The sequence below is a fragment of the Microbacterium meiriae genome, from assembly GCF_040685015.1.
GTDB lineage: Bacteria > Actinomycetota > Actinomycetes > Actinomycetales > Microbacteriaceae > Microbacterium > Microbacterium meiriae.
This window is the reverse complement of sequence record NZ_JBFBHD010000001.1, coordinates 412,722-437,899: the sequence shown is the minus strand read 5'-3', so window position 1 is coordinate 437,899 and position 25,178 is coordinate 412,722. Positions and strand designations below refer to the sequence as shown.

Genomic DNA, 25,178 nt, shown 5'->3' with positions numbered 1-25,178 from the left:
GAGTAAGAGAAGATGCCTCGCAGTCTCAAGAAGGGCCCCTTCGTCGACGAGCACCTGCTTCGCAAGGTGATCGTGCAGAACGAAGCCGGCACGAAGAACGTCATCAAGACCTGGTCCCGCCGGTCCATGATCATCCCGGCCATGCTGGGTCACACGATCGCGGTCCACGACGGTCGCAAGCACATCCCCGTGTTTGTCTCCGAGACCATGGTCGGTCACAAGCTGGGCGAGTTCGCGCCCACCCGCACCTTCCGCGGCCACGAGAAGGACGACAAGAAGGGCCGCCGCCGCTGACGCGGTGGCGATAGAGGAGAGAGAAATGGTGGAGTCCATCGCACGCGTGCGACACATCCGCGTGACCCCTCAGAAGGCTCGTCGTGTCGTCGCGCTCATCAAGGGCAAGCAGGCCCAGGAGGCTCTGGCGATCCTGAAGTTCGCTCAGCAGTCCGCCAGTGAGCCGATCTACAAGCTTGTCGCGTCGGCCATGGCCAACGCGCAGGTCAAGGCGGATCGTGACGGCGAGTACCTCGACGAGCAGGACCTGTACGTGGCTAACGCCTACGTCGACGAGGGCACGACGCTCAAGCGTTTCCAGCCCCGTGCACAGGGTCGCGCTTTCCAGATCAAGAAGCGCACGAGCCACATCACGGTCGTGCTCTCGACGCCGGAGGCGGCTCCTGCCGCGGCCGGCGACAGCAACAAGAAGGCGAGCAAGTAATGGGACAGAAGGTCAACCCGTACGGCTTCCGCCTCGGCATCACCACGGACCACGTGTCGCGCTGGTTCTCCGACTCGACGAAGCCGGGTCAGCGTTACGCCGACTACGTGGCCGAGGACATCAAGATCCGTCGCCTGCTGCAGACGCAGCTCGACCGTGCCGGCGTCTCGAACATCGAGATCGAGCGCACCCGTGACCGCGTCCGCGTCGACATCCACACCGCCCGTCCGGGCATCGTGATCGGTCGTCGTGGTGCCGAGGCCGAGCGCATCCGCGGCGACCTCGAGAAGCTCACGGGCAAGCAGATCCAGCTGAACATCCTCGAGGTCAAGAACCCCGAGGCCGACGCTCAGCTGGTCGCCCAGGGCATCGCCGAGCAGCTCTCGGCTCGTGTGGCGTTCCGCCGCGCGATGCGCAAGGGTCTGCAGGGCGCGCAGCGCGCCGGCGCCAAGGGCATCCGCATCCAGGTCTCGGGCCGTCTCGGCGGCGCGGAGATGAGCCGGTCGGAGTTCTACCGCGAGGGTCGTGTGCCGCTGCACACGCTGCGCGCGAACATCGACTACGGCTTCTACGAGGCCAAGACCACCTTCGGCCGCATCGGCGTGAAGGTGTGGATCTACAAGGGCGACCTCACCGCCAAGGAACTCGCGCGCGAGCAGGCCAACGCGCCGAAGTCGCGCCGTGACGACCGTGGTGACCGCCGCCGTGCCCCGCGCAACGAGGCACCTGTTGCAGAAGGAGCGTCGGCATAATGCTCATCCCCCGTAAGGTCAAGTACCGCAAGCAGCACCACCCGGGGCGCTCGGGTCAGGCCACCGGCGGCACGAAGGTCTCCTTCGGCGAGTACGGTATCCAGGCCCTCACCCCCGCGTACGTGACGAACCGTCAGATCGAGTCCGCTCGTATCGCGATGACCCGTCACATCAAGCGTGGCGGCAAGGTGTGGATCAACATCTACCCGGACCGTCCGCTCACGAAGAAGCCGGCCGAGACCCGCATGGGTTCCGGTAAGGGCTCCCCCGAGTGGTGGGTCGCCAACGTCAAGCCGGGCCGCGTCCTCTTCGAGGTCGCGGGTGTCGACGAGCAGCTCGCTCGCGAGGCACTGACCCGTGCAATCCACAAGCTGCCGCTCAAGGCACGCATCATCAAGCGCGAGGAGGGCGACGCGTAATGGCGATCGGCACCAAGGAGCTCGCTCCGGCAGAGCTCGACACGTTCGAAGACCAGCGCCTCGTTGAGGAGCTGCGCAAGGCCAAGGAGGAGCTGTTCAACCTCCGTTTCCAGTCGGCCACCGGCCAGCTGGAGAGCCACGGCCGCATCCGCGCCGTCAAGCGCGACATCGCGCGCCTCTACACGGTGATCCGCGAGCGCGAGCTGGGCATCCGTGCGACGCCCGCTCCGGTCGAGGCTCCCGCGAAGAAGGCGACCAAGTCGAAGGCGAAGAAGGCGGACGCCGCCGAGGACGCCCCGAAGGAAGAGGCTGAGTGATGGCCACCAAGAAGGAAGCGACTGTGGAGACGCAGGCCGCAGGACACGAGTCGTCCGAGCACGACGTCCGCGACTCCGCTGCCCGCGGCTACCGCAAGGCCCGCCGTGGCTATGTCGTCAGCGACAAGATGGACAAGACGATCGTCGTCGAGGTCGAGGACCGCGTGAAGCACCCGCTTTACGGCAAGGTCATCCGCCGGACGTCGAAGGTCAAGGCGCACGATGAGGCGAACTCCGCCGGCATCGGCGACCTGGTCCTGATCAACGAGACCCGCCCGCTGAGCGCCACCAAGCGCTGGCGTCTGGTGGAGATTCTGGAGAAGGCCAAGTGATTCAGCAGGAGTCCCGCCTCAAGGTCGCCGACAACACCGGCGCCAAGGAGCTGCTCACGATCCGCGTCCTCGGAGGCTCGCGCCGCCGCTACGCCGGTCTGGGCGACACCATCGTCGCGACCGTCAAGGACGCGATCCCCGGTGGCAACGTCAAGAAGGGCGACGTCGTCAAGGCGGTCATCGTCCGCACCAAGAAGGAGACCCGTCGTCCCGACGGCTCCTACATCAAGTTCGACGAGAACGCCGCCGTCATCCTGAAGAACGACGGGGAGCCCCGCGGCACCCGTATCTTCGGGCCGGTCGGCCGTGAGCTTCGCGACAAGAAGTTCATGAAGATCGTCTCGCTGGCACCGGAGGTCATCTGATCATGGCGAAGATCAAGAAGGGCGACCTGGTTCAGGTCATCTCGGGCGCCAAGCCCGAGCGTGGTGGCGACCGCGGCAAGCAGGGCAAGGTCCTCGACGTCCTCGTCGGGCAGAACCGCGTCGTCGTCGAAGGCGTCAACTACGTCACCAAGCACACGCGCGTCGGTCAGACGCAGCGTGGCACCAAGACGGGTGGCCTCGAGACCGTCGAGGCGCCCATCCACATCTCGAACGTCGCACTCGTCGACCCCTCGACCAAGAAGCCGACCAAGGTCGGCCACCGGGTCGAGGAGCAGACCAAGGACGGCGTGAAGCGCACCGTCCGCGTGCGCTTCGCGAAGAAGAGCGGTAAGGACCTCTGATGGCAACGACCGACGCTGCGGTGGCTGGCAAGATCCAGCCCCGCCTGAAGGCGAAGTACAACGCCGAGATCAAGAAGGCTCTGCAGGACGAGTTCGGCTACGAGAACGTCATGCAGATCCCCGGCCTGGTCAAGGTCGTCGTGAACACCGGTGTCGGCGAGGCTGCTCGCGACAGCAAGGTGATCGATGGGGCGGTCGACGACCTCACCAAGATCACCGGCCAGAAGCCGATCGTCACCAAGGCCCGCAAGTCCATCGCGCAGTTCAAGCTGCGTGAGGGCCAGGCCATCGGCGCGCACGTCACCCTCCGTGGCGACCGTGCGTGGGAGTTCGTGGACCGCCTGGTGTCGCTCGCGCTGCCCCGCATCCGCGACTTCCGCGGTCTGTCGGGCAAGCAGTTCGACGGCAACGGCAACTACACCTTCGGTCTCCAGGAGCAGAGCGTGTTCCACGAGATCGATCAGGACAAGATCGACCGCGTCCGTGGTTTCGACATCACCGTCGTGACCTCGGCGAAGACGGACGACGAGGGACGCGCGCTGCTGCGTCACCTCGGCTTCCCGTTCCGCGCGGACGACGCCCAGGCGTGACCCTTCGACGGGCTCAGTGGTCTCCGTGTCACTGAGCCCGTCGATGTGCACGTACAATTGAAGATTGCGTGCTCATCGCAGGCCGTCTGTCGTGTAACGGCAGCCGGAACCTCATGATCGAAAGTAGACAACAATGACAATGACAGACCCTGTCGCAGACATGCTGACCCGTCTGCGCAACGCGAACTCGGCGCACCACGACACCGTGACGCTGCCGTCGAGCAAGCTCAAGACGCACATCGCAGAGATCCTCCAGCAGGAGGGCTACATCGCCGGTTGGGAGACCTCCGACGCTCGCGTGGGCAAGAACCTCACGCTGACGCTGAAGTACGGTCCGAACCGCGAGCGCTCGATCGCGGGCATCAAGCGCGTGTCGAAGCCCGGCCTGCGCGTGTACGCGAAGTCGACCGAGATCCCCACGGTCCTCGGCGGCCTCGGCGTGGCCATCCTGTCCACCTCCTCCGGTCTCCTCACGGACCGCCAGGCTGAGCAGAAGGGCGTGGGCGGAGAAGTTCTCGCCTACGTGTGGTAATCCGAAATGTCGCGTATTGGACGACTTCCCATCGACGTTCCCGCGGGCGTGACCGTTTCGGTCGACGGCCGTGAGGTCGCGGTGAAGGGCCCCAAGGGTGAGCTCACCCTCACGGTGGCCAGCCCCATCGAGGTGTCGGTCGAGGAGAACCAGGTTCTCGTCACCCGCCCCGACGACGAGCGCGAGTCCCGGTCTCTCCACGGCCTGACCCGCACGCTCATCAACAACAACATCATCGGCGTGACCCAGGGCTACACCAAGGGTCTCGAGGTCGTCGGCACCGGTTACCGCGTGCAGCAGAAGGGGAACTCGGTAGAGTTCGCCCTCGGCTTCTCGCACCCGGTCCTGATCGACCCGCCCGCCGGCATCACGCTCACGGTCGAGGGCACGAACAAGCTCACCGTCAGCGGGATCGACAAGCAGGCCGTCGGTGAGGCGGCTGCGAACATCCGCAAGATCCGCAAGCCCGAACCGTACAAGGGCAAGGGTGTGCGCTACGCCGGCGAGAACGTGCGTCGCAAGGCCGGAAAGAGTGGTAAGTAACCATGGCTCTCAAGTCAAAGTCTGACGCCCGCGCGCGTCGTCACGCCCGTCTTCGCAAGAAGATCGTGGGCACCGAGGTGCGTCCGCGCCTCGTCGTCAACCGTTCGGCGCGTCACGTCTTCGTGCAGCTCGTCGACGACAGCAAGGGCCACACGGTCGCCTCGGCCTCGACGCTCGAGACCGACCTGCGTTCGCTGGATGGCGACAAGACCGCCAAGGCTCGCAAGGTCGGCGAGCTCCTCGCCGAGCGCGCGAAGGCCGCAGGCGTTTCCGAGGCAGTGTTCGACCGTGGCGGCAACCGCTACGCGGGTCGTGTCGCCGCCATCGCCGACGGCGCCCGTGAAGGGGGTCTGGCACTGTGAGTGACAACAAGGAGAACGAAGTGACCGAAGCGGCTGCTGCCACTTCCGAGACGGCCGCCGGCACCACGCAGGCTGAGCCCTCTCGCGACCAGCGGGACGGCCGCCGCGGCGGACGTGACCGTAACCAGGGCGGCCGCGACCGCAACTCGCGCGACCGCGGCGACAACCAGTTCCTGGAGCGCGTCGTCACCATCAACCGCGTCTCGAAGGTCGTGAAGGGTGGTCGTCGCTTCAGCTTCACCGCTCTCGTGGTCGTCGGTGACGGCAACGGTCTGGTGGGCGTCGGCTACGGCAAGGCCCGTGAGGTCCCCCTGGCGATCTCGAAGGGTGTCGAAGAGGCCAAGCGCAACTTCTTCCGCGTCCCGCGCGTCGGCAGCACCATCCCGCACCCCGTGCAGGGTGAGTCGGCCGCCGGTGTGGTGCTCCTGCGCCCCGCCGCTGCCGGTACCGGTGTCATCGCCGGTGGTCCGGTCCGCGCCGTGCTCGAGTGCGCCGGCATCCACGACGTGCTGTCCAAGTCGCTCGGCTCGTCGAACACGATCAACATCGTGCACGCGACGGTCACCGCCCTGAAGGAGCTCGAGGAGCCCCGCGCCGTCGCCGCACGCCGTGGTCTCGAGTTCGACCAGGTCGCCCCGGCCCGGCTCGTCCGCGCCGAGGCCGAGGCCATCGCCGCACAGAAGGTAGGTGCCTGATGGCCGCGCGACTCAAGGTCACGCAGATCAAGTCCAAGGTGAGCGAGAAGCAGAACCAGCGCGACACGCTGCGCAGCCTCGGTCTCAAGCGGATCGGTGACACCACCGTCCGCCCCGACGACGCGCAGACGCGCGGCTACGTCAAGACCGTCGCCCACCTCGTCAAGGTTGAGGAGATCGACTAATGGCTGAGAAGAACGAGGCCGTCGAGGCCGAGAAGGCCACCAAGAAGGCGGCGGCTCCCAAGGCCGACGCTGCCAAGAAGCCCGCCGCGAAGAAGGCACCGGCCAAGACCAGTGCCGCCGACGCCAAGGCTGACGGCTCCGCGAAGGCTGCGCCGAAGAAGGACGCCGCGGCGTCCCGCCCCGGTGTGCTGAAGGTCCACCACCTGCGTCCCGTCCCCGGGTCCAACACCGCGAAGACCCGTGTCGGTCGCGGTGAGGGCTCGAAGGGCAAGACGGCCGGTCGCGGCACGAAGGGCACCAAGGCCCGCAACACCGTGCGCGTCGGCTTCGAGGGTGGCCAGATGCCGCTGCACATGCGCACGCCGAAGCTGCGCGGCTTCAAGAACCCGTTCCGCGTCGAGTACCAGGTCGTGAACCTGGAGAAGCTCGCGGAGCTCTACCCCCAGGGTGGCGACGTCACCGTCAGCGACCTGGTCGCCAAGGGTGCGGTTCGCAAGAACGAGAAGGTCAAGGTTCTCGGCAACGGCGACATCGCCGTGAAGCTCACCGTCGCGGTCGACAAGGTCTCGGGTTCTGCCGAGCAGAAGATCGTGGCTGCGGGCGGATCCGTCAAGTAACCACTGCGGAAGAGGGGTCGGAGATTCTCCGGCCCCTCTTCTGGTTCGGCGGGGGAGAAGCCGACCGCACGCATTCCCCCGGCCTCGGAGTGGGTTACCCTGGTGTTTCAGCCGCCCCTCGGGGGTTCGGCCACCTTTTCAGGAGGAACGTTCTTGTTTAGCGCCATCGCGCGGATCTTCCGCACGCCCGACCTGCGTCGGAAGATCGGTTTCACTCTCGCGATCATCGCGATCTACCGCCTCGGCTCGAACGTCCCCGCGCCGTTCGTCAACTTCCCGAACGTCGAGCAGTGTCTCGCGGCCAACGCCGGCACCGAGGGTCTGCTCGGACTCGTCAACCTCTTCTCCGGAGGCGCGCTGCTGCAGCTGTCGATCTTCGCGCTCGGCGTCATGCCGTACATCACCGCGACGATCATCACCCAGCTCCTGCGCGTCGTCATCCCGCACTTCGAGGCGCTGCACAAGGAAGGCCAGGCCGGGCAGGCCAAGCTGACCCAGTACACGCGGTACCTCACGATCGCCCTCGCGCTCCTGCAGTCCACGACGCTCGTCACCGTGGCCCGCACCGGCCAGCTCTTCGGTACGACCGACATCGGCGCGTGCACCCAGCTCCTCACGAACGACGTCTGGTGGGCGCAGGTGCTCATCATCATGGCGATGACGGCCGGTACCGGTCTGATCATGTGGTTCGCCGAACTCGTCACCGAGCGCGGCATCGGCAACGGCATGTCGCTGCTGATCTTCACCTCGATCGCCGCGACGTTCCCCGGCGCGATGTCGATCATCTGGCAGACCCGGGGCTTCGAGGTCTTCCTCCTCGTGCTGCTCGTCGGCATCATCGTGATGGGACTCGTGGTGTTCGTCGAGCAGTCGCAGCGGCGCATCCCCGTGCAGTACGCGAAGCGCATGGTGGGCCGTCGCACCTACGGCGGCACGAACACGTACATCCCGATCAAGGTGAACATGGCCGGTGTGATCCCCGTCATCTTCGCCTCGTCGCTGCTGTACATCCCCGCGCTCATCGCCCAGTTCAACACCCCGCAGGACGGCTCCACCCCGCCCGCGTGGGTCAGCTGGGTCAGCGCGAACTTCACCACCGGCAACAGCCCGATCTACATGGCGGCATACTTCCTGCTGATCATCGGGTTCACCTACTTCTACGTCGCGATCACGTTCAACCCGGTCGAGGTCGCCGACAACATGAAGAAGTACGGCGGCTTCATCCCCGGGATCCGGGCCGGCCGTCCGACCGCGGAGTACCTGGATTACGTGCTCACCCGCACCACGCTCCCCGGTTCCCTCTACCTGGGCCTGATCGCCCTGATCCCGCTCATCGCGCTCGCGACGGTCGGTGCCAACCAGAACTTCCCGTTCGGTGGCGCGTCGATCCTCATCATCGTCGGCGTGGGTCTCGAGACGGTCAAGCAGATCGACGCCCAGCTGCAGCAGCGACACTACGAAGGACTTCTCCGATGACAGTGCCCCACCTGGTCCCTGAGCCCGTCGAAGGGCACCGACCCACTGCCCGTTTGCTCATCGTCGGCCCCCAGGGTTCCGGCAAGGGCACCCAGGGTGTGCGCATCGCCGAGTCCTACGGCATCCCCGTCGTCTCGACCGGCGACATCTTCCGCGCGAACATCAAGGAGGGGACGCCGCTCGGCCAGCAGGTCACCGCGATCCTCGACAAGGGCGACCTGGTGCCGGACGAGCTGACCAGCGAGATCGTGCGCGACCGGCTGAGCCAGGAGGACGCGGAGAACGGCTTCCTCCTCGACGGCTACCCCCGCAACACCGCGCAGGTGGCGCACCTCGATGCGTTCCTCGAAGGACGCGGCGAGGCGCTGGACGCGGTGATCCTCCTCGACGTCCCGCGGGAGGAGAGCATCGCCCGCCTCGCCCTTCGCGCCGCGGAGCAGGGGCGTTCCGACGACACCGACGAGGCCATCGCGCACCGACTCGACATCTACGAGAAGGAGACGGCGCCGATCATCGAGGTCTACAGCAGCCGGGGCATCGTCGACCGCATCGACGGTGTGGGCTCGCTCGAGGAGATCACGGAGCGCATCGCCGCCGCTCTGGCCGCTCGCGGGCTGCGTTCCCCCGCCTCCGCCGCCTGAGATGTTCCGCCGCTCGATCTACAAGACCCCGGCTCAGCTACGAGCCATGGTCGAACCCGGCCTCATCACCGCCGAGGCCCTGGACGCCGTCCGCGCCCTCATCAAGCCGGGGGTGAAGACGATCGAGCTCGACGCCGCCGCGAACCGCGCCATCCTGCAGCGGGGTGCGGAGTCGAACTTCCAGCTCGTCAAGGGCTATCACCACACGATCTGCGTCTCGGTCAACGAGCAGGTCGTGCACGGCATCCCGGGGGAGCGGGTCCTCCAGCCCGGCGACATCGTCTCGGTCGACTGCGGAGCCCAGTTCGAGGGCTGGAACGGTGACAGCGCGATCACCGTCGTCGTCCCGGACCCCGAACACCCTGAGCTCGTGGCCCGCCGTGAGGAGCTCTCGCGTGTGACGGAGGGGTCGATGTGGGCGGGGATCGCCGCGATGGCCTCGGCGTCCTCGATCGACGAGATCGGCGCCGCGATCCAGGACTACATCGAGGCGCAGGGGCCGTCCGCCGTGAGCGGCGAGCCCTACGGCATCCTCCGCGAGTACGTCGGTCACGGCATCGGTCGGAAGATGCACGAGGCCCCCAGCGTCTTCAACTACCGGACACCGGACCGCGGCGCGGACGTGAAGCCCGGACTCGTGCTCGCCATCGAGCCGATGGTCACCGCCGGGGGTGAGGCGACGTTCGTGGAGGACGACGACTGGACGGTCACCACGGTCGACGGCACCGACGGCTCACATTGGGAACATAGCGTCGCCCTGCATGATGGGGGCATCTGGGTGCTCACTGCGCCCGATGGTGGAAGAGCCGGACTCGCCCCGTTCGGGGTCGAGCCTCGAGAGATCGGAAAGTAATGGCAGCGGCGAAGAGCAACACCAACTGGTTCGCGATCGGCGTCTCCATCGCCGTCGTCGTGGTCCTGGTGGCCCTCGGCGGACTCGTGGTGTTCCTCAACAACCAGGCGACGTCTCCCGGCGCCACCCCGTCCGCCAGCGACAACTTCGACGCCGAGGCCGGCTCCGTCTCCATGGGCGACGGCGACACGACCGTGTCGGTGTTCCTCGACTTCCAGTGCCCGGTCTGCAAGTCCTTCGAGGACCAGTTCGGTGCGGCGCTCGAGGCGAAGGCCCAGAGCGGGGAGATCACGCTCGAGCAGCACCCCATCGCGATCCTCGACCGCTTCTCGCAGGGCACCGAGTTCTCCTCCCGTTCGGCCGGCGCGGCGTTCTGCGTCGCCGAGTCGGACTCCGACCTGTACTTCGACTACGCCAAGGTCCTGTTCGAGAACCAGCCGGCGGAGAACACCCCCGGCCTGACGAACGAACAGCTCGCCGAGTTCGCCACCCAGGTCGGCGCGGGCGACGACGTCGTGTCCTGCATCACGGACGAGACGTACCGCAAGTTCGGCGCCGCACAGGCCAAGAGCAACGACATCCAGGGCACGCCGACCGTCGAGATCGACGGAGAGCGCCTCGACCTGCAGAACCAGGAAGACATGAAGCGGTTCACCGACCTGCTCGGCTGACACCCGCCCATCCGCTCGACGCCCCGTCCGGCCAAGTTGCCGGATGGGGCGTCGTCGGATAACATAGATCTTTGGTGCCTTGTGCCATGCGTTCGGCGTGTCCGATCCGGCCCGGTACCGCACACCACCCACCCACCGCAGATCGACCGATCTGCAGAAGCGTCAGCGAGGCTATGGCTAAGAAAGACGGTGTCATCGAGATCGAGGGCGTGATCTCCGAGGCTCTCCCCAACGCGATGTTCCGCGTTGAGCTCAGCAACGGACACAAGGTCCTGGCAACGATCTCCGGAAAGATGCGGCAGAACTACATCCGCATCATCCCCGAGGACCGTGTGGTCGTGGAGCTCAGCCCCTACGACCTGACCCGCGGCCGCATCGTCTACCGCTACCGCTGATCGGTCGAGAAGTAACACCCCAGGCTTCGCGCCTGCCCGGTGAAGACAGCGAACAGGAAACATCATGAAGGTCAACCCCAGCGTCAAGCCGATCTGCGACCACTGCAAGGTGATCCGCCGCCACGGCCGCGTCATGGTGATCTGCAAGAGCAACCCGCGTCACAAGCAGCGCCAGGGCTGAGCGCCCCCGCTGCGTGAGCGCCGCTCTCGCAATCTCATAACTCAATACGAAACGGCAGGATCAGACGCTTCGATCCTTCGACAGGCTCAGGAACCCAGGTTCCCGCCTGTCGGACGACGCGGAGCTGACACCTCGGGGCGGAGGCCCGGGCACCGATCCTGCTCCACACCTCCACAACACCCAGGAGAACCGCATGGCACGTCTTGCCGGCGTTGACATCCCGCGCGACAAGCGCGTGGTGATCGCCCTTACCTACATCTACGGCGTCGGCCGTACCCGCTCGGTTGAGATCCTCAAGGCGACCGACATCGACGAGAGCATCCGCGTGAAGGACCTCAGCGACGACCAGCTCGTCGCCCTCCGCGACTACATCGAAGGCAACTACAAGGTGGAGGGTGACCTGCGCCGCGAGGTCGCCGCAGACATCCGCCGCAAGGTCGAGATCGGCTCCTACGAGGGCATCCGCCACCGTCGTGGTCTCCCGGTCCGCGGTCAGCGCACCAAGACCAACGCCCGTACCCGCAAGGGCCCGAAGCGCACCGTCGCCGGCAAGAAGAAGGCCCGCTAAGCAGCGGCCAGGGACTAGGAGAACACTTTCATGGCTGCACCCAAGGCCGCCGCGCGCAAGCCGCGCCGCAAGGAAAAGAAGAACATCGCGCTGGGCCAGGCCCACATCAAGTCGACGTTCAACAACACCATCGTTTCGATCACCGACCCGTCCGGCGCCGTCATCGCCTGGGCCTCGTCGGGTGGCGTGGGCTTCAAGGGCTCCCGCAAGTCGACCCCGTACGCCGCCGGCATGGCAGCGGAGTCCGCTGCCCGCCAGGCTGCGGAGCACGGCGTGAAGAAGGTCGACGTCCTCGTGAAGGGTCCGGGCTCCGGCCGCGAGACCGCGATCCGCTCGCTGCAGGCCGCCGGCCTCGAGGTGGGTTCGATCCAGGACGTCACCCCGCAGGCGCACAACGGCTGCCGCCCGCCGAAGCGCCGCCGCGTCTGATGCGTGTGCCGAGCCGCTCGTCCTTCGGGTCGAGCGGCTCGGCGCCCCGCGTGGGGCATCGACTTCCACAACTCAAGACCTCACCCCACCACATGTCATATAGCGGGCATGTGATCGAAAGGAACACAGAGTGCTTATTGCACAGCGTCCCACACTGACCGAGGAAAAGATCGTCGAGAACCGGAGCCGGTTCATCATCGAGCCTCTGGAGCCCGGCTTCGGCTACACGATCGGCAACGCGCTGCGCCGCAGCCTGCTGTCGTCGATCCCCGGTGCCGCTGTCACCAGCGTCCGCATCGACGGTGTGCTGCACGAGTTCAGCACGATCCCCGGCGTGAAGGAGGATGTCACCGAGATCATCCTCAACATCAAGCAGCTGGTCGTCTCCAGCGAGCGCGACGAGCCCATCACCGCGTACCTCCGCAAGACCGGTGCCGGTGAAGTGACCGCCGCCGACATCTCGGCTCCGGCCGGTGTCGAGGTGCACAACCCCGAGCTCGTCATCGCGACGCTCAACGACACCGCCAAGTTCGAGCTCGAGCTCACCATCGAGCGCGGCCGTGGCTACGTCTCCGCGACGCAGAACCGCAACGAGTACGCCGAGGCCGGTCAGATCCCGATCGACTCGATCTACTCGCCCGTGCTCAAGGTCAGCTACCGCGTCGACGCCACCCGTGCCGGTGAGCGCACCGACTTCGACAAGCTCATCCTCGACGTCGAGACCAAGTCGGCGATCAGCCCGCGCGACGCCGTCGCCTCGGCTGCCAAGACGCTCACCGAGCTGTTCGGTCTCGCCCGCGAGCTGAACGTCGAAGCCGAGGGCATCGAGATCGGCCCGGCGCCGGTGGAGGCTGTGAACTCCAGCGAGCTGTCGATGCCGATCGAGGACCTCGACCTGTCGGTCCGCTCGTACAACTGCCTGAAGCGTGAGGGCATCAACACCGTTTCTGAGCTCGTCGCCCTGTCGGAGACGCAGCTCATGAACATCCGCAATTTCGGCCAGAAGTCGGTCGACGAGGTGCGCGACAAGCTCATCTCGCTCGGTCTGTCGCTCAAGGATTCGGTGCCCGGTTTCGACGGCGCCCACTTCTACGGCGGCAGCGAAGACGAGTCCTTCTGATACCCGACCCTTTCTGACCAGGAGTTAGACGATTATGCCCAAGCCCACCAAGGGTCCCCGCCTCGGAGGCGGCCCCGCCCACGAGCGCCTGCTGCTTGCCAACCTCGCCGCTGCGCTGTACACCCACAAGTCGATCAAGACGACCGAGACGAAGGCCAAGCGCCTGCGTCCGCTCGCCGAGCGCCTCATCACCTTCGCCAAGCGCGGCGACCTGCACGCCCGCCGTCGCGTGCTGTCGGTCATCGGTGACAAGGAAGTCGTGCACGTCCTGTTCAACGAGATCGCTCCGCTCGTCGCGGACCGCGAGGGTGGCTACACGCGCATCACCAAGGTCGGCAACCGCAAGGGCGACAACGCTCCCATGGCCGTGATCGAGCTCGTCCTCGAGCCCGTCACCCCGAAGGCGAAGTCGACCAAGAAGGCCGCCGCGGCTCCGAAGGACGAGAAGCCCGCCGCCGAGGAGGCTCCCGCCGAGGAGACCGTCGAGGCTCCCGCGGACGAGACCCCTGCCGACGACACGGCTGCCGAGGCCGGCGCCGAGTCGCAGGCCGAGGGCGAGGCCGCTGAGGCCGCCGCCGAGGACGCTGTCGAGAAGAAGTCCGAGTAAGGACCTCTCTCCCCACGAAGCCCGCCGCCCCTTCCGGGGTGGCGGGCTTCGTCGTTCATCGAGGGGCGGTGATCCGGTAGCGTGCCCCCGGCCGTCCCTTCGTGGAGTAGTCCAGCGAGCGCACCGCCTGTCCGGTCGCCGCGAGGTGCTCCAGGTAGCGGCGGGCACTGACGCGGGAGATGGCCAGGTCGTCGCCGATCTCGGTCGCCGAGGCGTCGGGCCGGGCCGCGAGGGCCGCAGAGACCCGCTCCAGCGTCTCCGCGCTCAGACCCTTCGGGAGGCCGTAGCGCTCCCGGAAGGCGATGATGGCGTCGGCCGCCTCGACCCGGCGAACGACGTCGTGCAGCTCGGTGTGGTCGCGGAGCAGGAGCGTCGCCCCCACATCGGCGGAGCCGTTCCCGGACGCCGTGCTCCGGGCGACGAGCACATGCGAGCCGACGATCACAGGGCGTCCCGCGGCCTCGCCCTCGCGGAGCACCGTGGCGAGCTCGGTGCCGAGGACCTCGTCCGCGGGAGCGCCGTCGAGGTCGGCGGCATCGCGACCGAGGAATCGTGCGGCCGCGTCGTTGACCAGGGTGATCCGCCCGGCCCCGTCCACCGTCACGACGCCTTCGCTCAGCCCGTGCAGGGTCGTCTCCTGGTTCTTGACGAGCGCCGCGATCTGGTGCGGCTCGAGACGGTAGATGCGGCGACGGATGAACGACGTCACCCACGCGGCGCCGAAGACCCCGAGCACCGCCGCAGCGAGCATGGCGGAGATGAGTCCCACGAGGTTGCTGGTGAACTCCTCGTTCAGCTCCGACTCCAGGATGCCGACCGAGGCCGTGCCGATCACCGCGCCGTCCTCGTCGCGGATTGGCACCTTCACCCGCCACGACGTCCCGAGCGTGCCGGTCTGCGTGCCCACGAAGATCTCCCCGCCCAGCGGGATCGACGGGTCGGTGGACACCCGCTCCCCGATGCGGTCGGTGTTCGGATGCGAGTATCGGATGCCCTCGTCGTTGGCGACCACCACATAGGCGAGGTCGGAGGCCTCGCGGATGACCTCGGCGACCGGCTGGATGGCGGCGGCCGGATCCTCGTCGTCGAACGCATCGAGGACGACGGGGAGTGCGGCGACGGACTGGGCGACCGCCTGCATGCGGTCCTTGTAGGCCTCGCGGAGCGCGTTCTCCTGGAACGCTCCGGCGGCGATGCCGGTGCCGAGGGTCACCAGGAACACGATCAGCGCCTGCAGCGCGAGCAGCTGCACGCGGAGCGTCATCTTCGAGGCCACGGGTCCATTCTCCCGGCTGGGTTCCCGGGCCGCGAGCCGCCGGCAGAGGTGTTCGCGACCAATAGTTACGGAACGCGACCAATGGTTTCCGAAGGTTGAGCGTGCGCATCTGCGCCTCGACAGTGGACGGATTGCATCCGAACGCTCAAGGAGGAGCGCCATGAATCATGCCCGCATCGGGACTCTCGCCGCGGCCGTCGCCGCGACCGCCCTCGTCCTCACCTCGTGCTCGACGACCGACGGCGGAGCCGCCGGCTCGGACGGCGGCGATGAGGCGGTCGCCATCACCGACGTGAACATCGTCGTCCCCGCCGACCCGGGCGGAGGGTGGGACCAGACGGGCCGGGCCCTGTCGCAGCTGCTCACGCAGGAGGACATCGTCGGCTCGGCGCCCGTCACCAACGTCGGCGGCGCGGGCGGCACGGTCGGCCTCGCACAGCTCGCCAACGAGAAGGACCCGGCCACGCTCATGGTCATGGGCCTCGTGATGGTGGGAGCGGTGGAGACCAACGCCTCCGCCGTGCGCATCGAGGACATGACACCGATCGCCCGGCTCACGGATGAACCGCTCGTCGTGGTCGTGCCCGCCGACTCGGAGTACGACACTCTGGAAGACCTCGTCGAGGATGTCGTGGACAAGGGCCAGGAGGTCACGATCACCGGCGGTTCCGCGGGAGGAGCCGATCACATCCTCGCCGGGCTGCTGCTCGAGGAGGCAGGGCTCGACGGCGCGGAGATCGCCGAGAAGCTGAACTACACGCCCAACTCGGGCGGCGGCGAGGCGACGTCGCTGATCCTCGGCGGCAAGGTCTCGGCGGGCATCTCCGGTGTCGGCGAGTTCCTGCAGCACATCGAGGCCGGGACCATGAAGGCCCTCGCCGTCTCGTCGGAGGAGCCGGTCACACAGCTGCCGGACGTCGACACGATCACCGACTCCGGATACGACGTCGTGCTCACCAACTGGCGCGGTGTGATCGCCCCGGGCGGGATCAGCGACGCCGAGCGCGCGGAGCTCGAGCGCCTCGTCACCGAGCTGGAGGCGTCCGACGCGTGGAAGGACGAGCTGGAGACGCGGGGGTGGGCGGACGCGTTCCTCACGGGCGCGGAGTTCGACGAGTTCCTGGACGGCGACATCGCCGAGGTCACCACGACGCTGCAGAACATCGGGCTGGTCGGCTGAGATGACGACCGGGTCTTCCGGACCCGGCGAGGAGGTGCGGACCGACGCCCGTCGGTCCGCACGCCTCGTCGCGTCCCTCCCGCGGGGGGAGCTCGTCTTCGCCCTGCTCATGGTGGCCCTCGGCGTGTTCGCGTTCGCCGGGGTCTTCACCATCCATGTGCCCGCAGGCGGCCAGGTGGGGCCCACGGTCTTCCCGCTGTTCGTCTCCGTGCTGCTGCTCGGTTCGTCGCTCGCCGTCGTCGTGAGCATCTTCCGCGGACACCGCGGTGTGCCGGAGGACGGAGAGGACGTCGATCAGAGCCTCCCGACCGACTGGCTGACGCTCGTGAAGATCGTGGCGCTGGTGGTCGCGCACCTGCTCCTCATCGAACCGCTCGGCTGGGCACCCGCTGCGGCCCTGCTGTTCGGCGGCGTCGCCTGGGCGCTCGGCGCGCGGCGCTGGTGGATGGCGCTCCTCATCGGCGCGATCATCGCGCTGGTCGTGCAGGTCGTGTTCGGCGGTCTGCTCGGGCTGTCGCTCCCGTGGGGACCGGCGCTCGGCTGGCTGGGAAGGATGTTCTGATGGACAGCTGGAGTCTGCTCCTCGAGGGGTTCGCGACCGCGCTGCAGCCCCAATACCTCGTCTTCGCCTTCTTCGGCGTGCTGATCGGCACCGCCGTGGGCGTCCTCCCGGGCATCGGGCCGGCGATGACCGTCGCCCTGCTCCTGCCGCTCACCTACACGCTGGAACCGGCCGCCGCCCTGATCACCTTCGCCGGGATCTACTACGGCGGAATGTACGGCGGGTCGACCACGAGCATCCTCCTGAACACGCCGGGGGAGTCGTCGTCGATCGTGACGGCGATCGAGGGCAACAAGATGGCCAAGCTCGGTCGCGGTGCGGCAGCCCTCGCCACCGCCGCGCTCGGGTCGTTCGTCGCGGGCACCCTGGCGACCGTCGGCCTGACGCTGCTCGCCCCGGTACTCGCGCAGTTCGCCGTGAACCTCGGGCCGGCCGACTACGTCGCCCTCATCGTCGTGGCCTTCGTCACGGTCGGTGCGCTCATGGGGTCCTCCGTGTCGCGTGGCCTGCTGTCGCTCGGCGTCGGTCTGTTCCTCGGCCTGGTCGGCACCGACTGGCTCTCGGGGCAGCAGCGCTACACGCTCGGCCTGCTCCCGTTGGCGGACGGCATCGACGTGGTGCTCGTGGCGGTCGGGCTCTTCGCCGTCGGCGAGACGCTCTACGTCGCGGCCCGGCTGCGTCACGGCGCGATCGACGTGATCCCCGTCTCCCGTGGGTGGCGCAGCTGGATGACGAAGGACGACTGGCGTCGGTCGTGGAAGCCCTGGCTCCGCGGCACCGCCATCGGCTTCCCGATCGGCACGATCCCGGCCGGCGGGGCCGACGTGGCGACCTTCCTGTCCTACGCCGCCGAGCGCAAGCTCTCGCGCCGCAAGGACGAGTTCGGCCGCGGGGCCATCGAGGGTGTCGCGGGCCCGGAGTCGGCGAACAACGCGGCTGCCGCGGGCGTGCTCGTGCCGCTGCTGACGCTGGGCCTGCCGACGACGGCGACGGCGGCGATCATCCTCACCGCGTTCCAGACCTACGGCCTGCAGCCCGGGCCGCAGCTGTTCACCGGACAGGCGGACCTCGTCTGGGCGCTGGTGGCGAGCCTCTACATCGGCAACGTGATCCTGCTCGTGCTGAATCTGCCCCTGGTGGGCATGTGGGTGAAGCTCCTGCAGATCCCGCGGCCGTACCTGTACGCCGGCATCCTCCTGTTCGCCGCCTTCGGGGCGTACGCGCTGAACTTCGCGGTCGTGGACATCCTCATCCTGCTCATCATCGGCGTCCTGGGCTACTTCCTGCGGCGGTACGGATTCCCGGTGGCGCCGCTGGTGGTGGGCATGATCCTGGGGCCGATGGGGGAGGAGCAGCTCCGTCGTGCGCTGCAGCTCAGCCAGGGCGACCTGACGACGCTCATCGCGCAGCCGTTCTCCGCGGTCGCCTACGTCATCCTCGCGCTGCTCATCGCCGGCGGGCTGTGGCTGCGGCGCCGGCAGCGACGCTACGAGCAGGCGCTCACGGAGTCCATCGCGGTGCCCGTCACAGCGGACTCGGAGGTCTGACCCGGCACGATTCGAGCGGGGGAGAGGCCGGGAGTAGGCTGATCCGGTGAACGATGCGACGGTCCTGAAACGCGGGCCTCGCGCCTACGCGGCATTCATCGGCATCGGCCTCCTCGCGGGCCTCCTCTCCGGTCTCTTCGGCGTCGGCGGCGGCACGGTCATCGTCCCGCTGCTGGTGCTCCTGCTCGCGTTCGACCAGCGGCTGGCAGCCGGAACCTCGCTGGCGGCGATCGTCCCGACGGCGACCGTCGGCGTCATCTCCTACGCCGCATCGGGCTCCGTCGCCTGGATCCCGGCGCTGATCCTCGCCGCCGGGGCCGTGGTCGGCGCGCAGATCGGCACCCGCCTGCTCCCGCGGATCTCGCAGACCGCCCTCCGCTGGGGCTTCGTCGGCTTCCTCGTCGTCGTGATCGTGAGCCTCTTCCTCGTGATCCCGTCGCGCGACGCCGTCTTCGAGCTCACCTGGCTGACCGGGATCGCCCTGGTGGTCGTCGGAATCGGCACCGGCGTCCTGGCCGGCCTCATCGGCGTCGGCGGCGGCGTCATCGTCGTCCCGGTGCTCATGCTCGCGTTCGGGACGAGCGACCTCGTCGCGAAGGGCACCTCGCTGCTCATGATGATCCCGACGGCTCTCTCCGGCACAGTCGGCAACCTCCGCAACCGCAACGTCGACCTCCTGGCCGCACTTCTCATCGGCGTCTCGGCGTGCACCACCACGGCCCTCGGCGCGTGGCTGGCGACCATCGTCGACCCGACCGTCGGGAACCTCCTCTTCGCCGCGTATCTCATGGTGATCGCCGTGCAGATGGCCCTCAAGGCCGTCCGCGGCCGCCGGCGCGGCTGATCCCGCGGCCGCCGGACACCCGGTGTGCGCCGCCGGAAGAAGCGCGCGAGGCCCGCTCTTTCGGTGACTCCGGCGAACGATTTTCGCCGTACCTCTTTACAGGCGTCTTCGTGCTCGCTATCGTCAGTCATCACATGACGTTATATAACGAGTCATGATGTTTGATCGAAGGTCATCAGAAGGGACCATCTTGTCTGCCACCGCTCTGTTCGTCGACTCCGCCGCTATCGAGAACCAGCTCGCTGCGGCCCGCCAGGCGATCGCGACCCGGGACACCATCTCGCGCGTCGTGCTCACCGCCTGCGGCGGCTCCTTTGCCGTCATGCAGCCCATCGAGTACCTGTTCGGCACCAAGGCGGTGTCGCTCGAGGCGACCGCGCTCAATGCGGCCGAGTTCACCAGCCGCGCCTCGTCGCGCGTCGACGCCGACACCCTCGTCCTGCTCTGCTCGCACTCCGGAACCACGCCGGAGACGGTGGCCGCGGCGAAGCACGCACGCGAGCGCGGTGCGCTCACGGTCGCCTTCACGTTCGACCCGACGTCGCCGCTCGCCGAGGCATCGGAGCACGTGGTGGCGTATCAGCACGGCGAGGGGAAGAGCGAGGCCCACGTCGGTCCCGCGCTGCTGCTGCGCCTGGCGGCCGGCATCCTGGACGACCGCGAACAGGCCGGCATCGCCGGCGCAGTCGACGAGGCCGTCGCCCAGCTGCCGGCCCTCGTGCCGGCAGCGCGCGAAGCGCACTCCGCTGCCGCCGATGCCTGGGGGTACCGCCACCGTCGCGCGCCCCTGATCTACACGATGGCGGCAGGCTCCAACTACGGCTCCGCCTACTCGTTCGCCATCTGCCTGCTGCAGGAGATGCAGTGGGTGCACTCCGCCGCCATCCATGCCGGCGAGTACTTCCACGGCCCCTTCGAGATCACCGAGGAGGACGTGCCGTTCATCGCCCTCCTCGGACTCGACGAGACGCGGGCCGTCGAGCAGCGAGCGGTGGACTTCGTCACGAAGCACTCGGATCGGGTGCTCGTCCTCGACGCCCAGGAGTTCGGCCTGGACGTCGTCGCTCCGGAGGTGCGCGGCGTCTTCGCCCACCTCCTCTTCAACGTCGTGCTCCGCGCGTACGCGGATGCACTCGCCGACCACCGAGGACACCCCCTCAGCGTGCGCCGCTACATGTGGCGCATGGAGTACTAGGAACGAAAGGATCGCAACGATGCGAACATCAGCCCGGATCGGCCTGGCGGCTGCGGCCGCCGCAGCCCTCGTCCTACCCCTGGCCTCGTGCGCCGGAGGCGAGAGCGAGGCGTCGGACGGCCAGGTGGAGATCAGCTTCTTCCACCGCTGGCCCAACGAGCCGAAGAACTCGTACTACAACGACATGGTGGCGGAGTTCGAGAAGGAGAACCCCGACATCAAGGTCTCCGTCGAGAGCGTGCTCAACGACGCCTACAAGGACAAGGTGAAGGTCGTCGCGGGCTCCGCCAATGCTCCTGACGTCCTGTTCACCTGGAGCGGTTCGTTCGTGGACGAGCTCGTCTCCAATGACGCTCTGCTCGACCTCGGGCCGTGGCTCGAGGAGGACGCGGACTTCCGGGACAGCTTCTACCCGAGTCAGCTGGAGGCCTTCGAGGTCGACGGCACCTCCTACGGCCTGCCGGTGGGGATGCAGTCGAAGCTGTTCTTCTACAACAGGGACGTCTTCGAGGAGCTGGGACTCGAGGCGCCGGCGACGTGGGACGAGTTCATCGACGTCCTGGAGACGATCCAGGACGCCGGTATGACCCCGATCGAGTACGGTGCGCAGGAGCACTGGACGATCGCGCACTACGTCGGCACGCTGAATCAGCGTGTCGTCGATCCGGAGGTGTTCGCAGCGGATCAGGATCCGGCGACCGGCGAGTTCACGGACGAGGGATATGTCCGGGCACTGGAGCGCTTCCAGGAACTCGCCGAGTACATGAACGACGACCTCACGGCCGTCGGGCATGAGATCGCGCGCAACGCCTGGATCGCGGGGGAGGCGCCGATCATGTACATGCAGAGCGCCGAGGTGGGGTACTTCGGCGACGCGCAGTTCGAGTACGGCACGTTCAACTTCCCCGCCGTCACGGGTGGCAAGGGTGATCCGGCGGAACTGACCGGAGCGCCGGAGGGCTTCGCGATCTCGAAGACCACGGAGCATCCCGAGGAGGCCCAGCGGTTCCTCGAGTTCCTGCTCAGCAAGCAGAGCGGTATCGCCTACGCGGAACGAGCGGGCGAGCTGAGCCCGGTCAAGGGGGCCGTGGAAGAGGCGGATGTGCCCGAGATCTCACGGGAGCTCGCCCAGGGGATCGTCGGCGCCTCGGCGATGACGACCTGGCTCGACAACGCCTACGATCCGCAGATCGTGCAGGCGTATCTGTCCGAGACCCAGCTGATGCTCAGCGGCCAGCAGACCCCCGAGGGGGTCATGGCCGCCGTGCAGGAAGCGGCGAAGCGCGTGCGCGACGCCTCCTGATCCGCACCGGGGCTGCCGGCACCCGTGGCCGGCAGCCCCTCCCACCTTCGGAAGAGACACCGTGATGAGAACACGCTCCCGAGCCTGGTCGAACCTGCTCTACGTGCTTCCCGCGATCATCCTGATCGGGGTGTTCGTGTACTACCCGCTGGTCGCCAATGCGGCCTTCGGCTTCTTCTCCTTCAGCGCCGGCAGCGGGGAGATGCGCTTCGTCGGCCTCGACAACTTCGCGCGGCTCTTCGGCGATCCGATCATCGCGACGGCCCTGGGCAACAACATCCTGTACGCGGTCGTCTCGATCGTCTGCCAGGTGGGTGGCTCCCTCGTGATCGCCGCCTGGCTGACCCGGCTGCTCGGACCGCGCATGGGCGCGTTCCTGCGCAGCGTGTACTTCCTTCCCGCCGTGATCTCGATGACCGTGATCGCGCTGCTGTTCACGTTCGTGTACAACGCCCGCGGCGGACTCCTCAACGCTCTGCTGGAGGCGATCGGACTCGGCAGCCTGCAGACGGCGTGGCTGGCTGATGTCGACACGGCGATGGGAGCGGTCATCGGCGTCTCCCAGTGGCAGAGCATCGGCTACGTCTGCATGCTCTACGTCGTCGCACTGCAGCAGATCCCGGAGGAATACTACGAAGCCGCGTCGCTGGACGGCGCCGGACGGGTTCGCCAGTTCTTCAGCATCACCGTCCCGCAGGCCAAGGAGATGATCTTCGTCGCGATGATCCTCACCGTCTCCGGCGCTTTCACGGTGTTCAACGAGCCTTACATCCTGACCAAGGGCGGTCCGGGAAACACCACCCAGGTCCTCGCGACCTATATGTACAACCAGGGTTTCTTCCAGAACGAGATGGGCTACGCCTCAGCCATCGCGAGCCTGATCTTCGTGATCACCCTCGTGCTGTCCGTCGTGCAGATGGTCTCGTTCCGAAGCGGGAGGCAATGACATGAGCAGTACCCGGCTTCGTCCGGCGGAACGTGTCCGCCGTGCCCCGGTCCAGGTGATCCTGGCCGTCTACGCCGTCGTGATCGCCTACCCCCTGCTCTGGATGGTGATCTCCTCTTTCAAATCCTCGTCCGAGATCTTCGCCGATCCGTGGGGCCTGCCGTCGGTCTGGCTCGTCCAGAACTACGCCGCCGCCTGGGACCGCGGGATCTCCGACTACTTCGTCAACTCCGTCATCGTCACGATCATCTCCACCGTCGCGACCGTCGCGATCGCGGCCCTGTGCGCCTACGGCATGGTGAGGCTGTCGAGCCGGGTCGCGAACATCGTGCTGATCGTGGCGATGGGCGGGCTGGTGGTGGCGCCCCAGGTGAGCCTCATCCCGCTCTACCGGCTTCTCGACACGATGGGGCTGCTGAACACGTACTGGGCGATGATCCTCCCTTACGTGGCCTTCCGTCTGCCCATGGCGATCCTGCTGATCCGTTCGGTGTTCCTCGGCATCCCCCGTGAGCTCGAGGACGCGGCGACCATCGACGGCTGCCGCTCGTTCGGAGTCTTCCGGCACGTCTACCTGCCGTTGAGCGCGTCCGTGCTGACGACCGCTGCCGTCCTCACCGGTTACTTCGCCTGGAACGAGTTCCTGTTCGCGATCGTCTACATCGACGCCGATGCGCTGCGCACCATCCCCGCGGGACTGATGTCGTTCCGCGACTCGCTCTCCACCGAGTGGGGTGTGCTCCTGGCAGGATTGACCATCGCGGCCCTGCCCATCGTGGTCGTGTTCCTCGCGCTGCAGCGGTACTTCGTCGCCGGAGTCGCGGCGGGGAGTGTGAAGGGATGACGATGGATACGGGTCAGCTCAGGGACGCACTCGCCGCGGTGCCGCCCCCCTCTCTCGTCGGCGTCGGGGACAACGTGCTCGACTGCTATCTGCATGAGGACCTGGCCTATCCCGGGGGTAACGCACTGAACGTCGCCGCGTACAGCAGGCTCTTCTTCGGCGGCACCGCCGGATTCGTCGGGATCATGGGGGACGACCGCTTCGCAGAACACGTGCGGGGCGTCCTCGACGAGATCGGAGTGGACGGCGCCCGCGTCAGACGCGTGCGCGGCGCGAACGGCATGGCTTTCGTCGCGCTGGACGAGGACGGCGACCGGCGCTTCGTCGCCTCGAATCGCGGGGGAGTCCAGGCCGAGCTGAGGCTGCGGCTGAGCGAGGCCGATCATGAATACCTCTCCGGCTTCGACCGGGTGCACACCTCGGTCTATTCGTCGTTGGAGCCGGAGCTCCCGGCCATCGCGGAACGGGGGAGCCGCGTGTCGTACGACTATTCCGACGACGCGTCGCCGGACGTGATCCGGGCGACCGCTCCGCACGTCGACGTGGGGTTCTTCTCGGGAGGGGACCGCAGCGATTCCGAGATCGACGACCTCGGCCGCTTCGCAGTGGCCTGCGGCATGGGATCGGCCGTGGTGACGCGGGGTGCCCGCGGCTCCGTGGGCTTCGACGCCACTTCCGTGCGGCGCACCGGTATCCGGGAGGTCGACGCCGTCGATGCGCTCGGGGCCGGGGACGCCTTCCTCACCGGGTTCCTCGCGGCACGGGCGGGTGGGGCCGATCTCGCCGGATGCCTCGAAGTGGCCGCCGTCAGCGGAGCGCTCGCCTGCACGTTGCGCGGGGCGTTCGGATACCCTGTGCATGCGGGGGACGACGCACGCGCGCAGATGCTGCGGCGATACCCGGCGACGTAGAGGAGGGCTCCGACGTGACTCAGCTGTCGTCCGCCGTCGGCTCGACCCCGCTGCACGAGCAGGTGCGAAGCCTGCTGATGCGGGAGATCGACGCCGGGACCTATGCCGAAGGCGAACGGCTTCCGTCCGAACCCGAGTTGTGTGAGCGCTTCGGCGTCAGCCGCATCACCGTGCGGCGGGCGGTGGCCGATCTGGAAGGACTCGGCATCGTGCGCCGACAGCAGGGCCGCGGGACCTTCGTCGCTCCGCGACGCGAGGTGATCGGTGCCATGACCCTGGGTGGCTTCGCAGACACCGTGGTGGCGGACGGGGTCAAATCCCGACGGATCATGCGCGCCGAGACGACCCCCGCCGACGAGAAGCGCGCCCGGCGCCTCGGCGTCCCGGTCGGCGACCCGGTCTTCCGGTTGGTACGCGTCTTCGCTCTCGACGGCATCCCCCTCTCCATCGACGACAGCCGGTATTCACTGACGCGCTTCCCTGATTTCGACCGGCACATCGACCACGACACCTCCACATATCAGGTGCTTCGCGACGTGTACGGCGTGGAGTTCTCGGAGATGTACCGGGAGATCGACGTCGGCTTCACCACCGCCCAGACCGCGGAGTGGCTGGCCCGCCCGGAGCACGATCCGCTCATCGTCGTCCGCAAGCGCGCGCTGGACCGGGCCGGCGAGGTCGTTCACACCTCACGGGTGAAGGTCGTTCCGAGTCGGATGACGTTGAACATGGTGGTCCGCTCCCAGGGGTGAGGCCCGCCGGTCCCCGCGATGTGGCATATCATCCGGGTTTCGGACGGCCCGCGCACGGCGGGCCGTCGGCGGGCCTCGGTAGGATCGA

Annotated in this window: 36 protein-coding genes; 35 read left to right on the top strand and 1 reads right to left on the bottom strand. The window is 67.6% G+C overall.

The features are described from left to right. Positions 1-12: 12 nt before the first annotated feature. From rpsS to rplQ, 25 genes are all read left to right on the top strand, one after another. Complete coding sequence (rpsS, locus tag AB0N68_RS02245; protein WP_292797468.1) at positions 13-294, top strand: 30S ribosomal protein S19; 282 nt, start codon at positions 13-15, stop codon at positions 292-294. A gap of 25 nt (positions 295-319) precedes the next feature. Then, a complete protein-coding gene (rplV, locus tag AB0N68_RS02240) occupies positions 320-718 on the top strand; it encodes a 50S ribosomal protein L22 (RefSeq protein ID WP_060927232.1) in 399 nt (132 codons plus the stop codon). Next, entirely contained in the window at positions 718-1,470 is a 753-nt protein-coding gene (rpsC, locus tag AB0N68_RS02235; protein ID WP_025102403.1) for a 30S ribosomal protein S3, read from the top strand. Before rplV ends, rpsC begins: the two co-directional genes overlap by 1 nt. Continuing rightward, on the top strand, positions 1,470-1,889 hold the full coding sequence (rplP, locus tag AB0N68_RS02230; RefSeq protein ID WP_187662252.1) for a 50S ribosomal protein L16: 420 nt from the start codon (positions 1,470-1,472) through the stop codon (positions 1,887-1,889). The genes rpsC and rplP overlap by 1 nt, the downstream gene beginning before the upstream one ends. Continuing rightward, the gene (rpmC, locus tag AB0N68_RS02225; protein ID WP_025102401.1) at positions 1,889-2,206 is read left to right on the top strand and encodes a 50S ribosomal protein L29; all 318 of its coding nucleotides are present in this window, start codon (positions 1,889-1,891) and stop codon (positions 2,204-2,206) included. The genes rplP and rpmC overlap by 1 nt, the downstream gene beginning before the upstream one ends. Further along, entirely contained in the window at positions 2,206-2,538 is a 333-nt protein-coding gene (gene rpsQ / locus AB0N68_RS02220) for a 30S ribosomal protein S17 (protein ID WP_021201120.1), read from the top strand. Before rpmC ends, rpsQ begins: the two co-directional genes overlap by 1 nt. Continuing rightward, positions 2,535-2,903: a 50S ribosomal protein L14 gene (gene rplN, locus AB0N68_RS02215; protein WP_025102399.1), complete on the top strand. Its 369-nt coding sequence runs from the start codon at positions 2,535-2,537 to the stop codon at positions 2,901-2,903. The genes rpsQ and rplN overlap by 4 nt, the downstream gene beginning before the upstream one ends. Positions 2,904-2,905: 2 nt before the next feature. Then, the gene (rplX, locus tag AB0N68_RS02210; RefSeq protein ID WP_187662251.1) at positions 2,906-3,265 is read left to right on the top strand and encodes a 50S ribosomal protein L24; all 360 of its coding nucleotides are present in this window, start codon (positions 2,906-2,908) and stop codon (positions 3,263-3,265) included. Next, on the top strand, positions 3,265-3,855 hold the full coding sequence (rplE, locus tag AB0N68_RS02205) for a 50S ribosomal protein L5 (RefSeq protein ID WP_187662250.1): 591 nt from the start codon (positions 3,265-3,267) through the stop codon (positions 3,853-3,855). Before rplX ends, rplE begins: the two co-directional genes overlap by 1 nt. Before the next feature lie 133 nt (positions 3,856-3,988). Next, the gene (rpsH, locus tag AB0N68_RS02200; protein WP_025102396.1) at positions 3,989-4,387 is read left to right on the top strand and encodes a 30S ribosomal protein S8; all 399 of its coding nucleotides are present in this window, start codon (positions 3,989-3,991) and stop codon (positions 4,385-4,387) included. Between the two features lie 6 nt (positions 4,388-4,393). Then, a complete protein-coding gene (rplF, locus tag AB0N68_RS02195) occupies positions 4,394-4,930 on the top strand; it encodes a 50S ribosomal protein L6 (protein WP_187662249.1) in 537 nt (178 codons plus the stop codon). A gap of 2 nt (positions 4,931-4,932) precedes the next feature. After that, the gene (rplR, locus tag AB0N68_RS02190) at positions 4,933-5,292 is read left to right on the top strand and encodes a 50S ribosomal protein L18 (protein ID WP_187662248.1); all 360 of its coding nucleotides are present in this window, start codon (positions 4,933-4,935) and stop codon (positions 5,290-5,292) included. A 20-nt stretch (positions 5,293-5,312) separates the two neighbouring features. Next, positions 5,313-5,987: a 30S ribosomal protein S5 gene (gene rpsE / locus AB0N68_RS02185; RefSeq protein ID WP_269474805.1), complete on the top strand. Its 675-nt coding sequence runs from the start codon at positions 5,313-5,315 to the stop codon at positions 5,985-5,987. Then, entirely contained in the window at positions 5,987-6,172 is a 186-nt protein-coding gene (gene rpmD / locus AB0N68_RS02180; protein ID WP_017201575.1) for a 50S ribosomal protein L30, read from the top strand. Before rpsE ends, rpmD begins: the two co-directional genes overlap by 1 nt. Next, positions 6,172-6,789: a 50S ribosomal protein L15 gene (rplO, locus tag AB0N68_RS02175; RefSeq protein WP_232089087.1), complete on the top strand. Its 618-nt coding sequence runs from the start codon at positions 6,172-6,174 to the stop codon at positions 6,787-6,789. The genes rpmD and rplO overlap by 1 nt, the downstream gene beginning before the upstream one ends. A 153-nt stretch (positions 6,790-6,942) precedes the next feature. Next, a complete protein-coding gene (gene secY, locus AB0N68_RS02170; protein ID WP_363332037.1) occupies positions 6,943-8,265 on the top strand; it encodes a preprotein translocase subunit SecY in 1,323 nt (440 codons plus the stop codon). Beyond that, positions 8,262-8,906, top strand: coding sequence for an adenylate kinase (locus tag AB0N68_RS02165; protein ID WP_187662245.1), 645 nt, complete (start codon positions 8,262-8,264; stop codon positions 8,904-8,906). The genes secY and AB0N68_RS02165 overlap by 4 nt, the downstream gene beginning before the upstream one ends. Position 8,907: 1 nt before the next feature. Beyond that, positions 8,908-9,759, top strand: coding sequence for a type I methionyl aminopeptidase (map, locus tag AB0N68_RS02160; protein ID WP_187662244.1), 852 nt, complete (start codon positions 8,908-8,910; stop codon positions 9,757-9,759). Continuing rightward, positions 9,759-10,430 (top strand): DsbA family protein, encoded by a 672-nt coding sequence (locus AB0N68_RS02155; protein ID WP_187662243.1) that lies wholly within the window; start codon positions 9,759-9,761, stop codon positions 10,428-10,430. Before map ends, AB0N68_RS02155 begins: the two co-directional genes overlap by 1 nt. Before the next feature lie 173 nt (positions 10,431-10,603). Continuing rightward, the gene (gene infA / locus AB0N68_RS02150; protein WP_017201569.1) at positions 10,604-10,825 is read left to right on the top strand and encodes a translation initiation factor IF-1; all 222 of its coding nucleotides are present in this window, start codon (positions 10,604-10,606) and stop codon (positions 10,823-10,825) included. A gap of 64 nt (positions 10,826-10,889) precedes the next feature. After that, complete coding sequence (gene rpmJ / locus AB0N68_RS02145) at positions 10,890-11,006, top strand: 50S ribosomal protein L36 (RefSeq protein ID WP_005050492.1); 117 nt, start codon at positions 10,890-10,892, stop codon at positions 11,004-11,006. A 193-nt stretch (positions 11,007-11,199) separates the two neighbouring features. Then, positions 11,200-11,574, top strand: coding sequence for a 30S ribosomal protein S13 (rpsM, locus tag AB0N68_RS02140; protein WP_187662242.1), 375 nt, complete (start codon positions 11,200-11,202; stop codon positions 11,572-11,574). Positions 11,575-11,604: 30 nt separating this feature from the next. Then, positions 11,605-12,003, top strand: coding sequence for a 30S ribosomal protein S11 (gene rpsK, locus AB0N68_RS02135; RefSeq protein WP_017829189.1), 399 nt, complete (start codon positions 11,605-11,607; stop codon positions 12,001-12,003). Between the two features lie 130 nt (positions 12,004-12,133). Then, complete coding sequence (locus tag AB0N68_RS02130) at positions 12,134-13,123, top strand: DNA-directed RNA polymerase subunit alpha (protein WP_025102386.1); 990 nt, start codon at positions 12,134-12,136, stop codon at positions 13,121-13,123. A 34-nt stretch (positions 13,124-13,157) separates the two neighbouring features. Next, a complete protein-coding gene (rplQ, locus tag AB0N68_RS02125) occupies positions 13,158-13,730 on the top strand; it encodes a 50S ribosomal protein L17 (protein WP_187662241.1) in 573 nt (190 codons plus the stop codon). Between the two features lie 55 nt (positions 13,731-13,785). On the opposite strand, the gene AB0N68_RS02120 is transcribed toward rplQ, so the two are convergent. Next, the gene (locus AB0N68_RS02120; RefSeq protein WP_259954437.1) at positions 13,786-15,006 is read right to left on the bottom strand and encodes a PAS domain-containing protein; all 1,221 of its coding nucleotides are present in this window, start codon (positions 15,004-15,006) and stop codon (positions 13,786-13,788) included. 160 nt (positions 15,007-15,166) lie between these two features. On the opposite strand from AB0N68_RS02120, the gene AB0N68_RS02115 reads away from it, so the two are divergent. The 10 genes from AB0N68_RS02115 (at position 15,167) to AB0N68_RS02070 (ending at position 25,090) form a co-directional block, all read left to right on the top strand. Then, the gene (locus tag AB0N68_RS02115) at positions 15,167-16,186 is read left to right on the top strand and encodes a Bug family tripartite tricarboxylate transporter substrate binding protein (protein ID WP_292797488.1); all 1,020 of its coding nucleotides are present in this window, start codon (positions 15,167-15,169) and stop codon (positions 16,184-16,186) included. Between the two features lies 1 nt (position 16,187). Continuing rightward, positions 16,188-16,748: a tripartite tricarboxylate transporter TctB family protein gene (locus tag AB0N68_RS02110; protein ID WP_280564622.1), complete on the top strand. Its 561-nt coding sequence runs from the start codon at positions 16,188-16,190 to the stop codon at positions 16,746-16,748. Next, entirely contained in the window at positions 16,748-18,295 is a 1,548-nt protein-coding gene (locus AB0N68_RS02105) for a tripartite tricarboxylate transporter permease (protein WP_259954434.1), read from the top strand. The genes AB0N68_RS02110 and AB0N68_RS02105 overlap by 1 nt, the downstream gene beginning before the upstream one ends. Positions 18,296-18,341: 46 nt before the next feature. After that, positions 18,342-19,139 (top strand): sulfite exporter TauE/SafE family protein, encoded by a 798-nt coding sequence (locus AB0N68_RS02100; RefSeq protein ID WP_259954433.1) that lies wholly within the window; start codon positions 18,342-18,344, stop codon positions 19,137-19,139. A gap of 190 nt (positions 19,140-19,329) precedes the next feature. Continuing rightward, positions 19,330-20,334 (top strand): SIS domain-containing protein, encoded by a 1,005-nt coding sequence (locus tag AB0N68_RS02095; protein WP_280564626.1) that lies wholly within the window; start codon positions 19,330-19,332, stop codon positions 20,332-20,334. Positions 20,335-20,353: 19 nt separating this feature from the next. Beyond that, positions 20,354-21,637: an ABC transporter substrate-binding protein gene (locus AB0N68_RS02090; protein ID WP_292797497.1), complete on the top strand. Its 1,284-nt coding sequence runs from the start codon at positions 20,354-20,356 to the stop codon at positions 21,635-21,637. 64 nt (positions 21,638-21,701) lie between these two features. Then, the gene (locus tag AB0N68_RS02085) at positions 21,702-22,583 is read left to right on the top strand and encodes a carbohydrate ABC transporter permease (protein ID WP_187662233.1); all 882 of its coding nucleotides are present in this window, start codon (positions 21,702-21,704) and stop codon (positions 22,581-22,583) included. A 1-nt stretch (position 22,584) separates the two neighbouring features. Next, positions 22,585-23,427: a carbohydrate ABC transporter permease gene (locus AB0N68_RS02080; RefSeq protein WP_187662232.1), complete on the top strand. Its 843-nt coding sequence runs from the start codon at positions 22,585-22,587 to the stop codon at positions 23,425-23,427. Then, complete coding sequence (locus AB0N68_RS02075; RefSeq protein WP_292797502.1) at positions 23,424-24,338, top strand: PfkB family carbohydrate kinase; 915 nt, start codon at positions 23,424-23,426, stop codon at positions 24,336-24,338. Before AB0N68_RS02080 ends, AB0N68_RS02075 begins: the two co-directional genes overlap by 4 nt. Before the next feature lie 14 nt (positions 24,339-24,352). Beyond that, positions 24,353-25,090, top strand: coding sequence for a GntR family transcriptional regulator (locus AB0N68_RS02070; RefSeq protein ID WP_025102374.1), 738 nt, complete (start codon positions 24,353-24,355; stop codon positions 25,088-25,090). Positions 25,091-25,178: the final 88 nt, after the last annotated feature.